We start from the raw sequence: 13,466 nt of genomic DNA, 5'->3' as shown, positions 1-13,466 counted from the left end.
ATTTATTGTGAAATATTGGCTTCAACGTCAGCCATCAAAACTTTAGGTAAACTGATCTGATAGTGGACACCTTCACCTTCGATGGAGTTAAAAGAAAGATCCCCTTTAAGCTTTTGATGGACCAGGTTATAGACTAGATTCAATCCCAGACCTGAACCTCCTTTACCACGTTTTGTTGTAAAAAACGGCTCGAAGATCTTTTTGTGTAAATGTGCCGGTATACCGCAACCGTTGTCTGTGTATTCGAAAACGATGTTGTCTCCATCTTGATGGAATGTAATAACGATTTTGGGCGTTGCTGGTGGAACTTCAAACCCGTGTTTGACACTGTTCATCACTAGGTTGGAAATGATCTGTGTCAGAGTCCCAGGAAGGCTATTCATGGTTAGATCACTGTCACCTATAAGTTCAGGTGTTACCGGGATTTTTCGGGTTGCTGGATGGAGACTAGTAATTAGAGAGGAAAGAACCTGAGTGATGTTAAACTGATCTCGCGTTTCAGAAACTTGGTCAACCGCAGTTTGCTTGAAGTCCTTAACTAATTTTGCTGCTCTATTTAAGTTTTGCTCCAAAAGATTACTTCCCCCTTGAAGCTTCTCGATTTGATCCTGAAACTGCTCTGTAGTTAACGTTTGGCTATGGAATGCTTGTGCAAGTTCAGTTACGGACTCTTTGATAACAGAGGATGCAGTAACGGAGATTCCAAGCGGAGTATTAACCTCATGTGCAACACCAGCAACGAGTCCACCAAGTGCTGCTAGCTTTTCGCTTTCTATCAATTGATTCTGAGCTTTTTGGAGTTGTGTTAGACTGTCTTTAAGCTCGTGCGTTCTTTCTTGCACCAAAGCTTCCAGATTTTCGTTCATTTCCTCCAGACGAAGTTGTGCTTCTTTTAACTCAGTAATGTTGATTGCGGTACCGCGATATCCAAGGAAATAATCTTCTGAATCGACTAGCGCTTTCGCCTGAAATAAGACGAACTCTTTGCCTTTTGGATAGTTCATTTCGATTTCTAATAACTCGAACGAGCGTTTAGCCTGAATATGGGTAATAAACGTTTTACTTTCTTTTAAAAAAGGAACGTCGGTGATCTTTGGTTTAGGAATATCGTCCAGATAAAGTGCTGATGTCATTTCGTCTGAGCAATAAGTCAGCTCAAACTCGTTATTGGTTTCCCAAAGCCAGTCTGAAGCAACATCGGTAAAGTCCTGAAGTCTTTTTTGTTCCGATTTCAGGTTAGTATAGAGCGTAGCTAAGTTACTGGTAAGCTTATTGACGTCATACGCCAGCATCGAAATTTCATCGTTATCCCGAGTGATAATTTTCCGATTCGCGAGTTTTAATGGTTGCTGGGTATGCCGCGGGTTATAGCGGCGTAGATACTTCATGATGGCAAACAGTCGATCGTTAATACTGTAATGGAATATAACTAAGATGATGTAACATACGATGACTGTTTTGACTAAGTTTATGAAAAAAGTGGTAATAAATTGATTAAGAAGAGAAGAATAGATTTTTGAAGTATCAGATTCAACGATCAGTAACCCCAGTTTTTCCTGGTTATTATTAAACTTGTCATGGTAGACAATATTAAAGTTTTTACGCAGCATTGCCGCTTGAGGGCGGTGTCCTGCCGAGAGCTTATAGATTTCAGAATCTATTTCTAAATAATCGATATGAGGAATTTTTACCAATGCATTGAGTCGTTCCTGAAGCAGCTCTTGGTCAAAATTCCACAGTGAATTCGCTAATAAGTCCAGTTGAATATTTTCTATTTCTTTATGCCTTTTCTCCACATCATTAAATTGCTCAGAGTAAGACATGTAGATTTGTCCTAATGTAGTCAACAAGGTAATCGACCCACTTATGATCACCAACAGTAATATAATTCTACGGCCAAGTCGGCTGTCTGTTGGTTTATCCAGAGAATTTGGTTCCAAAAATGTCATTAAAAGATGTCCTCCGAAATCTCCCCGTATTAAGTATCGGAGTTTTTTAGAAAAGTACCTAGTCGATCTACAAAATTTGAGGGGTGTATAAGACTTTACAATCACACTGACATGCTTAAACTGAGCAAAGTTTATGAAAGCCAGAAAGTAGGAATGGAATTAATGGATGTAACTCAATTAAAAGCACAAATAGAAACAAGCCCACAGACGGTTCAATTTTCAGATGTGATTGAAGTAATCGATGCTCATTTTGAATTTACCCCAACTCATTTTATCAATGGGGATACGGTGAACGAAGCAAATCAAAATAACGGATCTTGTAAAATTTTTGCGTTTGCAAAACTCCAGGGGTTTAATGAGTCTGAAACGTTAGCGTGCTTTGGCGATTTTTATCGCAATGATGTGTTACAACATCCAGAAAATCAGGATCACCAGAATATTCGTAATTTCATCAAATATGGGTGGAATGGTATTACGTTTAGCGGAACTGCACTTACTTTGAAATAGTAAGGTTTATAGAAAGGTTTAAGGAGGCATTGCCTCCTTATTATTTTGATTTATGCCACTGGTCTACTTTTAAGGCATGAACGACAAACACATTGTTCAATACCATTGATACTCTCGCGCTCTTCCACATCAAAACACCAACACTTTTCTTCACCATTCGCGATTCCACAATAGGCTGGCTCGCCGCATTCCGGGCAACTATGTGTGGTAAGTTGACCATGTAATTGTTCGATAACCTGCTCACGGTATTCTTCTGAATAGTTTTTCCAGCCAATTATCTCTTTGATGGTTCTATTACATCCATTGCATATACCACCGTTGTTTTTACATGCTGCGACACATGGGGATTTAATCAAAACGCGACTCCTAGTATTGAGGCGGTACTATACCGTATTTTTTTGTGAGATCGCCAGTTGAAATAGAAGAGATTTCTGCATATACTAAATACAACTGATAATTATTATCATTTGAGGTTGTTAATGATGAATACACTATTATTTATTGCCTTCATTGCGATTTTGGCGGTAAAACTCTCTATTAAAAAGCGTATTGCAGCGCTATGTGCGGTTGCTATATTTGCCTTATATTTGACGACTCATCTTGATATGTTGCCAAGTTTAGTCATTCTTTATCTGATCACGCCGCTTTTACTTACTATCAGAGAATCACGCTACTTGCGCTATTCTTATGGTTTGGCAATTTGCGTTCCTGTCGGTGTAAGTTTGCTTTTAGGTCTATATTAAGTTTTTGCAAATTGCCAATTAGATATTGTTTTGCGAATGCATTATTCAACTAATGACTGTAAAATAGAGATACTTTATTTTTAGTGATTGATTTTATTGAGTTTAAAAGTTGGCATTGCTATTGCATTACCAAAAGAGATCCTTCTAAGCCGAGGATCATCTAGCCAAACTGACGTTGTTAGTGAATTTTAAAATTGTTCACATTGATGGCCAATTGCTTACTTGCAATTGGCTTTTTTATTTCCTGAATACAATTATTAAATAATAACGATAATGAGAATGATTGCCAATTGCTTTGTTCGTGAGTACAGTAGGGCTACCCGTTCGACCGCTATGTTCTTAACTCATGTATGAAATTGACTCCGATATCACTCCAAAATTTATCGCATTAATACAGCGTTACATTCCGTCCATGAAGGGAGAACTAAGAGATCCCACTCCAAGCGATATTTGTTTTTTGAACGACAATAGCATCGCGATACACAAATTGAGTGCGCATTTAAAAGATCTGCATCCTGAAGCTGGTGAAAGTTACGCAATTGTACGGAGTTGGGGAACCATAATCTGGCAGCCAGTAGTATTAGCCATTGCCGCTACGCACGGAATGGGGATGGAACTCCGTCAGACTCATATGGGGCAACATATAGAGAATGGTTCTGCTGCTAAATATTCCCTTTCTAAGGACTCTCTAAATCCTCCTTTATGGCGTGATAGAGATAAATTAATCCTCTCGAATGCACATCAACTAAAGTCGTGCATGAATCATTATTTAATCCAGACTGTAGATGCTTTGGGCATTCGTCAACTCGAGGCAAAAAGACTCCTAGCAGACCGAGTCCTATCGAGTTTGCTTTCATTTAACGAAACGCTTTTGCGCTTGGATAATGATGAACTCATTTATGTCGCGAATTTATGGTTAAACGCTTTGGATCTTGCAGGGCAAAGTGCGCTTATGACAATTTCACTGAACAATGGAACGGACAAAATAACGTTGAACCGCAAAGGGTGTTGCCTCCATTTTAGAACTAAGGGAGGAGATCTATGTGCGACGTGTCCAAGGCAAAAACAATCTATAAGGATTAAACGTTTGCAAGAAATAGGGAATGGCCATGCTTAGGGCCAAAGTATTCAGCGGGAATTATTCAGATAACAAGAGAGTTTATATACATGAGTTGGTTAAATAAGAGCGTTTTTCTGAGTTTATTACTGTGTTCGCTTTCTAGTAAGGCTTTTACTGTCACAGATAGTTTGGGTGAGCATGAATTTGAGAAAGCAGCGGTACGAGTTATTACCCTCAATTGGGGAGCGACGGAAGAGGTGATAGAACTTGGGCTCGTACCCATCGGAATTGCCGATATGAAGGGATATCGTGAATGGGTATCTCAACCCAGTTTGCCTGATAGTGTTGATGTTGGTAGTCGTGGTGAACCCAATCTCGAAGTGCTCAGTGCACTCAAACCGGATCTGATTGTCATCGGGTCAGGACAAAAAGATCTGCTAGAGCGCTTACAAGGAATAGCTCCTGTTTTATTCTTTGATAATTTTCGCAGTGATCATAAGAACTCCAAAGCAATTGATGCGTCTTTTCTGCAACTTGCCAAGGCTCTTGGTGTGGAGAGAAATGGTCAGCAACGATTGGCTCGCAGAGATGAAGTGATTAAACAATACTCTCAGCAACTCCACGAGATGTATGGCGCTAATTTACCCAATACCACGCTGATACGTTTTGTCAGCGAATCGCATGCACGAATGTATGGAAAAAACTCGACAGTCGAGTTTGCATTGCAACAATTGGGTATTAGGGAGGCGTTAGTAACAAAAAATTCCGTTTGGGGGCAGACCCAAAGGCCACTAACTGATCTGGCGAAAATTGAAAATGGTATCGTTTTGTATATTCTTCCGTTTGCTTATGAGGAGAAACTAAAATCGCTTCCCTTGTGGCAGCATTTGCCAGTGGTGAGGAAAGGAAACGTTGGAACTGTTGGTCCTGTGTGGACGTATGGTGGGGCTCTATCGATAGAATATCTTGCCCGAGAAATTACCCAATCTCTTTTGAATTTAAATCGGAGCAAATAAAAACATTAGTAGTATTAATGTTTTGCATCTACCAATAAAACTATAAATAAGAATTGTAATGATAATAATTATTATTTAAAATTTAATAATTCGTCGTTACCTTTACTATTTTAATTATTAAACGGCGAAATTTTCTGATGAGGAGTTAATCATGTTTATTCGCCGTAAAATACTGGCGAATGCGATACTTATCGCGTTCGCTAGTGGCAGCCATTCTTTTGCTTATGCCGCTGATGAGCAAAAAGACCAAGTCGATGATGTTATTGAAGTGACAGCCAGTAAGTCTGATATAGCATCGAACTACAAACCTAAAGAAACCACAGCAGCAACAGGTCTTGCTCTCAGTGCTTTAGAAACCCCGCAAGGTTTAACCGTTATATCTCAAGAGCAGATGGATGACTTTGGTATTGAAGGGCTACGAGAAGCGTTAGATCTTGTGACGGGCGTTAGTGTTGAGAGAGTTGAAACGGACAGAACGTATTACAGTGCGCGCGGATTCGATATTACTAACTTTCAACTGGACGGCACGGGTATTCCAGCCGTATGGGGTAATCAACAGGGCGATATTGACACTGCCATCTATGAGCGTGTTGAAGTGGTTCGGGGAGCAAATGGATTAACTTCTGCATCAGGTATGCCTTCTGCTACCGTAAATTTAGTTCGCAAGCGCCCCACGAAAGAGTTTAAAGGCAAATTAAAAGGTTCTGTTGGTTCTTGGGAGAAACGCAGAATTGAGGGGGATATCTCTGGGTCATTAAATGAGGATGGTTCTGTAAGAGGACGAATGGTTGGGGTTTACGGTAATAAAAACTCTTATTTAGATCGTTATGGTAAAGAAAACTATTTGTTTTATGGTGTTGTCGATTGGGATATATCAGATCAGTCGACGTTAACTGTGGGCTATTCTGACGAGACGAACAAAGCAAAAAGTCCTATGTGGGGAGCGCTGCCATTTTCAGAAGACCGTTCTGATTTTGATGTTTCCGCTAGTACTTCTGCTGATTGGGCATACTGGAATACGAACAACAAGAACGCTTTCGCCGAAGTAGAACATCATCTGGATAATGGGTGGACAGCAAAAGCTAAGTTGAACTACACAAAAGTTACAGGCGACAGTAAACTTTTATATATCTACGAAAGTTCTGGTTTGCGCGCATATTCGTCTGCTTACAGTAACGATATAGACCAAACGTTATTTGATTTTCAGCTTTCTGGAGATTACCAAATGTTCGGCCGTGAACATGAAGCAACATTCGGCTACCAATGGTATCACTCGGCGATCTGGAACCAATCGTTATATGGTCCCACTTATGATGCAATTTCTTTAGACGATGCTTTGAATGGAAGTTATTCAGAGCCCGCAATGGACAATTCCGTTAATGGAAGTAACTATGATCAATACCAGCGTGGTTTATATGGTGCAACTCGTCTGAGCGTGACCGACAAGCTGTCTCTTCTTTTGGGCGCACGAATGACGCAGGCTAGCATAGCGGGTATCGCGTACAATGAGGATAAATCGGCTGATTTTGATTACAAACTGGCGCCCTACGGTGGTGTGACATACGAGCTTCTGAATGATCTAATGCTCTATACCAGTTATTCAAAAGTCTATGAGCCGCAGAATAAGTTTGATGTTAATAATGAAGTCCTTGACCCAGTGGAAGGTTACAGCGTTGAAGCAGGAGCAAAAGTTAACTTCGCACAAGATCAGGCCTATGCTTCTGCTGCTGTTTTCCAGGCTAAACAAGATAACGTCGCTGTGGCCGCAGGTAGCAATGGCGGAACAACCTACTACGAAGGTGAAGATGGTATCACGAGTAAAGGGGTTGAGCTCGAAGTCGCGGGTGAGCTAGTTGACGGGTTGCAAGTACAGGCTGGATACACGTATACAGATGCTGAGGATTCTGATGGTTCAAGGGCCTTAACTTACGCTCCTCGTAATATGATTAAATTAGCGGGGACCTATCGATTTACCTCTATTCCAGAATGGAAAGTAGGTGCGACTTATCGTTGGCAGGACGATGTATACAGTCCGACTAATGATTATCTAAAACAGGATGCATTTGGGGTATTGGGGCTGATGACGAGTTATGAAATCACGCCTGCACTTAAAGCTTCATTAAATGTAAACAACGTTACTGATGAAAAATACCTTAATAGTGTGAAATGGGGACAAGCTTATTATGCAGCACCATTAAACGCAGTGGCGAGCGTCAGTTGGAATTTCTAGTCGTAAAAATTAAGACGGTTACCTTTATAGGTGGCCGTTTTTACAGTTCATTTTCTTCCACCCAGAGTTTTAGATCTTCAAGAAATGCTAGTGCTGTTCTACCAAATTCGGTCAGTTCATAACTCACTGCAATCGGACGGGTATTCAGCACATTTCTCGTCACCATTTTTTGCTGCTCAAGTTCTTTAAGGCGTTGATCGATCATCTTTTTACTGGCGCCACTTATCATCCGAGATAAATCGTTAAATCTCACTGGTCCATCTTTTAAATGCCAGAGTATGGTTCCTTTCCATTTACTGCCTAAGATCCGCATTCCACGCTCAATTGCACAGGGTGACTGACATTGCGGAAAATCTGATGGAGTGTCGCAATCTTTAACGGGCATAAATATGTTTCCTTGTAGGTTACTAAAAGTATACTGGTTGACTTTGGTTACCTAATCATACAAAAATAATTACTCAACAACAATTACTGGTTTTCGATTAACGGGACAAGATATGACTCATCCAATTATTTCAGATTTATCTAAACGCTATACTGTTAAAAAATATGATGCGACTAAAAAAGTATCGAGTGATGATCTGGCGACGGTTCTTGAAGCGTTGAGACTGTCGGCATCATCAATAAACTCTCAGCCTTGGAAGTTTGTTGTTATTGAGTCTGACGCTGCAAAACAGCGTTTTCATGAGACATTTGCCAATAAATTTCAATTTAACCAGAGTCATGCAAAAGAAGCGTCTCACGTTATTCTCTTTGCGCACAAAGAAGTCTATCAGGAACAAGATTATGATGCTGTTTTGAATAAACAAGTGATTGATGGACGCTTAACTGCAGAGAAAAAAGCGGATGCCTTTGCAGCTTATGGCTTTGTAAAAATGAACGAAGACGAAAAAGGGCAACACGCAGCCTGGACTAAAAATCAGACTTATATTGCGTTAGGTAATGCTCTTCACACACTTGCTCGACTCAATATTGACTCTACGACAATGGAAGGTATTGACCGTGACTTGATCAAGGAGAAGTTTGCCGATGAATTAGCTGGTTACGATTGTCATGTCGCACTAGCAATTGGCTATCATCATACTGAAGATCGTAACGCTACCGCACCAAAATCTCGTTTGGCAACCGAAGATGTAGTGACGATTCTATAGGCGATAGAAAGGGACGCCTCTTTGGCTGTCCCTGCCTTTTTACTTGAGGAACAGAACACCACTTAACGCAAAGAATAAAACGGTAATAAGGATTGGTAATTTCATTTTTCTCATGAGAATAAATCCAATCACAACCAACGCGATTTCTGATGTACCCTTCACACTACTAGTAATGACTGGGTCATAGAGCGTAGCTAATAGAAACCCGACGACTGCGGCATTGATTCCACTCATCGCCCCAGAAACCCAAGGTATCAAAGCAATTTCTTGCCAGTTCTTGAGCATAGTGAGTAACAATAAAAAGCCAGGTATAAATATGGCGAGTGTAGCGAGCAGTGCACCGATTATTGGGTTTGATGGAAGTAAGAAATATCCGAGGTAAGTTGCCAATGTAAACATCGGCCCCGGAACCGCTTGCGCCATTGCGTAACCACTTAAAAAGATATCAGGGCTGATTTGGTTTTCTAGACTCGACTCCAATAGAGGTAGAACCACATGTCCACCGCCAAATACTAGCGTTCCAGTTTCAAAAAATGGTTTGAATACAATGAATTCATGTCGATTGGAATCCAGCATAATCACGCCAAGTAGTATTGTTAGAAAAAGAATAAGTGGCGTATACGCAATTTTACTAAATACAGTAGTCCAGCTTGTAGTCGTGTTTTCAGCTTTAGTGAGCATGATACTGACGATAGCGCAGCCCAGCATCGCGAATATTTGCATTGCAGTCGAAGGAAGCGTGAGAGTGATTACCGCACTGAATACAAACAGTACTTTCGTCACATTTGATTGGCAGAAGCTCCGGAACATGCCCCATGTTGCATCAGCAACGACAATCACAGCAAGCAGCTTTAAGCCTGATAATAAGCCGATAAGAACAGTTGAATCGAGGAAGTGACTACTCACTGTAGCAAAGAGCAGCATGAGAAGAATTGACGGTAAGGTAAATCCCAAGAATGCAGATATTCCGCCTAACACGCCACCTCTGATGTAACCTATTCCAAACCCAACTTGGCTTGAACCTGGTCCCGGAAGAAACTGACTAAGCCCAACCAAATCAGCATACTGCTTATCTGTAATCCAGGCTTTTACTTCGACAAATTCACGGCGAAAGTAGCCAATATGCGCTGCAGGACCACCAAAAGAGATCCATCCGAGGGTGAAAAATGAGCGAAAGATAGAAAATAGCACAGTGAAATTCCGATTTAATCATTTAACTGGCGCAAATTTAGCTCAGATAAATGACAGAATTAAGAGTCCTAAACAGTTGGTTACAATTTCAGCGAACAGTATCATGAATAAGAATAACGTTATATTTATATATGAATTTCTGATTTAATTCGCATCACGCTATATGAATCAATGTTGTATCATAAAGAGATTAAAATGAACTTTCGTGCTTCTGTCTTTCGTAAACTGCTTATTCTTGATGCGGGAATGATCCTCGCTCTGTTTGTCGTCTTTCTTATGCTCCAGTTTTTACCATCAATTGGACTCACCATAACTATTATTAGTGTAGCTATCGCCATTAACGCTGTTGTTGCTTTGGGCGATTTTCAACGTGCGGTCGATAGTATTAATCAGGAAATATGTACTAAGACTATTAGCCAAAAAGGGTTCAGTTCTTATGGTGTAGATGGACTCAAAAGCCGAGTAGACTCGTTGTTAAATCAATACTCAGATGCCTTACAGGCGGAGCAGGAAGCTAAACAGCAAGCCGTTAACTATGAAGCTGAGATTCAAGTGTTAGAAAGGGATTACCAGAATCAGGCAACAAGACTCAGTGCGACGGTCGATTCTGCAGAGCAGAAACTCGAACAACTTACGGGTTCTGTTCAAGTTATTCTCGGTGAGTTTGATGTTCTCGCGGAGAAAAGTGTTGTGGTACAAAAAGGGGTAGAAGCCAGCTATCAAAATTTGGTTAACTCAGCCGTTGCAACGAAAAACGATGCTGATTTTATTCGCGGATTTAAAGGTCAGATTGAACAGCTAGGGACCAGTGTATTAGTCATTAGTGAGCTCGCATTAGAAATTAGTGATATCTCAGATCAGACTAATTTATTAGCGCTAAATGCCGCGATTGAAGCTGCGAGAGCAGGAGAGCAGGGGCGAGGATTTGCGGTTGTTGCTGATGAAGTGCGTAACTTAGCGACCAGAGCACGCTTGTCTAGTTCTAAGATAGAGCAGAGCATTGAATCTATTGTGAAAGAAGCTCAATCTTCTGCTGAGGCGATGCAACGCATTAGTGGGAATGTTGATCAAGCTGTTGTCTATACCAACGCTGAAAAAGAATCGGTAGGTAAAATCGAGCAGAAAGCTTGCGAGTTAAACGAGCAGTTAAGAGAGTTAACTCAACGACTACGTACTCAGTTTATTTAATGACAATCAATAATCCCAGTGTTTTGCTGGGATTATTGATTTTTTCAATGGGTGCACGTCAAACTTGGTAGCGAACTTTTCTTAAACCAAACACGTTCATGTAAATAAAATGCGAATGTGTTGATACTCGGTTCAATCAACGCCATTACTCCACCAATCAGCCAGCTTCCTGTTAATAAATAAGCGACAGAAAACGCAACAAGAAAGTGTACACAGGCGAACGATAATGTTTTTATGGATAGCTTATGAGCATTACGTTGTAACTTTGGTAGTGATAGCCAAAACTTTTCATGGCAATAAAAAGCGACTGTGTTAATTGTGGGTTCCAGCATTGCAATCATGCTACCCAAGATAATATCTCCAGTAAGCACATATGCGACTGTAAATGCGATAGTAAAATGAATTCCAGCAAATGTGATGGTCTTTTTCATATTACCTCTCCTATATGACTTAACCTTGGTGTTATTGTTGATAATAATTATCATTATTGCTATTGGTTGTTGTCTATCAATTTGATAGGAGAAAGTTAACTCAGATCCAAAATAAGAGAGTTTTTGTGATAATTATCGATATTTGACTGCAAGTTAAATTATTGTTACGGTAAAAGTGTGTTATCAACAAAAGGAATATTGTTTTGAGTACATTTCAAACGACATTAGCATTAGAGCGAACGCGTTCATTTAAATCCATTACCCATAATTTGTTCCCTTATCTAGTCCCTTAGCTTTTCTCTCAAAGTTTCTTAGTTCGTCATCACACGAATTTTTGCCGAATCACGGTACATACTATTTTGTTACATTTTGCCTTACGAGGCTCATAAGACTCGTCATTAAAGGACTGTAACTTCAGTACGCTGAGGGAATCCGTTATGTTATCTTCTAAAAGCTATAATTTACGTTACATTTTACTTATTTGTGGGGTCGCTGCATTAGGCGGTCTGTTACTTGGCTATGACACGGCCGTTATCTCTGGGGCAATCAACCCAATTCAAACCTTTTTTCAGTTAGATTCTTTCGGTGTCGGTTGGGCTGTGTCTAATGTTGCAATCGGTTGCATTTTGGGTGCGCTTGGCTCGGGCTCGCTCGCGACTAAAGTCGGACGTAAGTATGCACTGATTATTGCTGCTGTCTTATTTACGATTTCTGCACTCGGTGCCGCATTGGTTGATAGTTTTTTCTGGTTCATTGTCTACCGTATGATTGGTGGTGTCGCGGTCGGTATCGCATCTGCTGTTTCTCCGATGTACATGACGGAAATCTCTCCCAAAGACATTCGAGGTCGTGCATTGAGTATGCAAAACTTTGCGATTGTTGGTGGGCAAGTTGTTATTTTCTTCGTTAACTTCATGATTGCCAAAGGGGCGACTGAGGCATGGATGGTTGATTACGGTTGGCGAGTTATGATTGGCTCGGAAGTCATTCCATGTCTGGCCTTTTGTTTCTTTGCAATCTTTATACCTGAGTCTCCTCGTTGGTTAGTCATGGAAAGTCGTGATAAAGAAGCTCATAAAGTACTCACAAAAATTGGTGGCAACGCATATGCTGACAAGCTATTACTGCAGATCAAAGACGCTATCGCTGAGGATGAGAAAAAGCATGCAGAAACGCTTTCAGCCAGAGATTTAATGAAGCAAGGACGTTTTTGGTTTTTCGCTTTCCTTGCCTGTTCTGTGGCATTTTTCCAGCAAGCTAGTGGTGTCAATGTCATGATGTACTTCGCGCCAGTCGTACTCGAACGAGTAACGGGTAGTACAGAAACTGCGATGTTTTTAACTATTTGGGTTGGTGTTATTCAATTGCTTGGTACCGCGGTGGGTTCGGTTCTGATGGATAAAGTGGGTAGGATTCCACTGCTGAAAATCGGCTCGTTGGGTTCTGTTGTCGGACTCATGGTCACTTCATATTTTATCTACCAGTCAAGTGCTGTTACTGGCGGGTCTGCCATGACAAGCGGTTATCTGACATTGTTCGGTATGATGCTATTTATGTTGTTCTATTCATTCTCATGGAGTTTGGGAGCATGGATAGTCATATCTGAGTTGTTCCCTAACCGTATGCGCTCATTTGGTATGTCACTTGCTGTCACTGCACTTTGGTTAAGTAACTTTTTGGTTGGTCTCGGATTCCCGATTCTCAATGATAATGCTTGGTTAAACGAGCATTTCCACGGTGCATTTCCAATGTGGCTCTTTGCTGGCTTTATGGCGATATCGTACTACTTCCTTTATCGTTACCTTCCTGAAACGAATGGTATTCAGTTGGAAAAAATGGAAAAGCACGTTATCAACTATGCCAATCGGTTTAAGAATAAAGGTAAGTCTGAGACTACAGTACCAGCTCCGATGAGTAAAAAATCCAAAGCTTCAACCACTAAGTGGAAAGACGGCGGTAAAACCGAAGTGGCTTAACAGCTGATGATAAAGGCTCTGACA

At 40.7% G+C, this 13,466-nt stretch carries 12 protein-coding genes and 1 pseudogene; 8 read left to right on the top strand and 5 right to left on the bottom strand.

The window, feature by feature from the left end; all coding sequences use genetic code 11:
- Positions 1–2: 2 nt before the first annotated feature.
- Complete coding sequence (locus EES38_RS02095) at positions 3–1,949, bottom strand: PAS domain-containing sensor histidine kinase (RefSeq protein ID WP_124935506.1); 1,947 nt, start codon at positions 1,947–1,949, stop codon at positions 3–5.
- A 162-nt stretch (positions 1,950–2,111) separates the two neighbouring features.
- On the opposite strand from EES38_RS02095, the gene EES38_RS02090 reads away from it, so the two are divergent.
- Complete coding sequence (locus tag EES38_RS02090) at positions 2,112–2,456, top strand: HopJ type III effector protein (RefSeq protein WP_124935505.1); 345 nt, start codon at positions 2,112–2,114, stop codon at positions 2,454–2,456.
- 50 nt (positions 2,457–2,506) lie between these two features.
- Here EES38_RS02090 and EES38_RS02085 read toward each other — a convergent pair whose 3' ends face one another.
- Positions 2,507–2,809 (bottom strand): cysteine-rich CWC family protein, encoded by a 303-nt coding sequence (locus EES38_RS02085; RefSeq protein WP_124935838.1) that lies wholly within the window; start codon positions 2,807–2,809, stop codon positions 2,507–2,509.
- Between the two features lie 126 nt (positions 2,810–2,935).
- Between EES38_RS02085 and EES38_RS02080 the strand changes: the two genes are divergently transcribed.
- The 4 genes from EES38_RS02080 (at position 2,936) to EES38_RS02065 (ending at position 7,505) form a co-directional block, all read left to right on the top strand.
- The gene (locus tag EES38_RS02080; RefSeq protein WP_124935504.1) at positions 2,936–3,199 is read left to right on the top strand and encodes a hypothetical protein; all 264 of its coding nucleotides are present in this window, start codon (positions 2,936–2,938) and stop codon (positions 3,197–3,199) included.
- Positions 3,200–3,545: 346 nt separating this feature from the next.
- Positions 3,546–4,316 (top strand): siderophore ferric iron reductase, encoded by a 771-nt coding sequence (locus tag EES38_RS02075; RefSeq protein WP_124935503.1) that lies wholly within the window; start codon positions 3,546–3,548, stop codon positions 4,314–4,316.
- A gap of 50 nt (positions 4,317–4,366) precedes the next feature.
- Complete coding sequence (locus EES38_RS02070; RefSeq protein WP_124935502.1) at positions 4,367–5,275, top strand: ABC transporter substrate-binding protein; 909 nt, start codon at positions 4,367–4,369, stop codon at positions 5,273–5,275.
- Positions 5,276–5,426: 151 nt separating this feature from the next.
- Entirely contained in the window at positions 5,427–7,505 is a 2,079-nt protein-coding gene (locus EES38_RS02065; protein WP_124935501.1) for a TonB-dependent siderophore receptor, read from the top strand.
- Between the two features lie 40 nt (positions 7,506–7,545).
- Here the strand turns inward: EES38_RS02065 and EES38_RS02060 are convergent, their stop codons facing one another.
- Positions 7,546–7,890: a winged helix-turn-helix transcriptional regulator gene (locus EES38_RS02060; protein WP_124935500.1), complete on the bottom strand. Its 345-nt coding sequence runs from the start codon at positions 7,888–7,890 to the stop codon at positions 7,546–7,548.
- Between the two features lie 112 nt (positions 7,891–8,002).
- Between EES38_RS02060 and EES38_RS02055 the strand changes: the two genes are divergently transcribed.
- Positions 8,003–8,656, top strand: coding sequence for a nitroreductase family protein (locus EES38_RS02055; protein ID WP_124935499.1), 654 nt, complete (start codon positions 8,003–8,005; stop codon positions 8,654–8,656).
- Positions 8,657–8,695: 39 nt separating this feature from the next.
- Here the strand turns inward: EES38_RS02055 and chrA are convergent, their stop codons facing one another.
- On the bottom strand, positions 8,696–9,847 hold the full coding sequence (gene chrA / locus EES38_RS02050) for a chromate efflux transporter (RefSeq protein WP_124935498.1): 1,152 nt from the start codon (positions 9,845–9,847) through the stop codon (positions 8,696–8,698).
- 819 nt (positions 9,848–10,666) lie between these two features.
- Here chrA and EES38_RS22885 point away from each other — a divergent pair.
- Positions 10,667–11,035, top strand: a pseudogene (locus EES38_RS22885) (methyl-accepting chemotaxis protein); the annotation flags it as partial.
- A 44-nt stretch (positions 11,036–11,079) separates the two neighbouring features.
- Here the strand turns inward: EES38_RS22885 and EES38_RS02040 are convergent.
- Entirely contained in the window at positions 11,080–11,466 is a 387-nt protein-coding gene (locus tag EES38_RS02040; RefSeq protein ID WP_124935496.1) for a DUF2061 domain-containing protein, read from the bottom strand.
- Positions 11,467–11,903: 437 nt separating this feature from the next.
- On the opposite strand from EES38_RS02040, the gene EES38_RS02035 reads away from it, so the two are divergent.
- The gene (locus EES38_RS02035; RefSeq protein ID WP_124935495.1) at positions 11,904–13,442 is read left to right on the top strand and encodes a sugar porter family MFS transporter; all 1,539 of its coding nucleotides are present in this window, start codon (positions 11,904–11,906) and stop codon (positions 13,440–13,442) included.
- The last annotated feature ends 24 nt before the right edge of the window (positions 13,443–13,466 follow it).

It is taken from the genome of Vibrio viridaestus (genome assembly GCF_003856525.1).
Lineage (GTDB): Bacteria > Pseudomonadota > Gammaproteobacteria > Enterobacterales > Vibrionaceae > Vibrio > Vibrio viridaestus.
The sequence above is the reverse complement of the archived record's forward strand: the minus strand, read 5'-3'. Positions and strand labels throughout refer to the sequence as shown.